Origin of the sequence: Bacillus sp. SIMBA_074 (assembly GCF_046534555.1) — a bacterium.
GTDB lineage: Bacteria > Bacillota > Bacilli > Bacillales > Bacillaceae_G > Bacillus_A > Bacillus_A mycoides.
This window is the reverse complement of record NZ_JAWRYM010000887.1, coordinates 1-253: the sequence shown is the minus strand read 5'-3', so window position 1 is coordinate 253 and position 253 is coordinate 1. Positions and strand designations below refer to the sequence as shown.

The 253-nt window shown below is 47.8% G+C and carries 1 pseudogene; it reads right to left on the bottom strand.

Annotated features, from left to right (window positions below):
- Positions 1 to 253 (bottom strand): annotated as a pseudogene (locus SB773_RS33310) (phosphoglycerate dehydrogenase); the annotation flags it as partial.

The window sequence follows — 253 nt, the reverse complement described above, 5'->3', positions numbered from 1 at the left end:
CGAGATAGAGCCAACTGTTACCTGCGCCAAGAAATGACCAAGTTTTTCTCCCAAAGTGAAGTATGGTTGTACTTTTTCCATCACGTGAGCCGGGATCGATGGAAGGTTTACGGCATTTTTGAATGGCTCTCCACGCAATACCTTCAAGATCTCTTCGGATACGTCAACAGCAACGTTTTCTTGGGCCTCAATAGTCGAAGCATCCAGGTGTGGAGTGGTCACGACTTGTGGCAGTCCGACCAAAGGATTATCG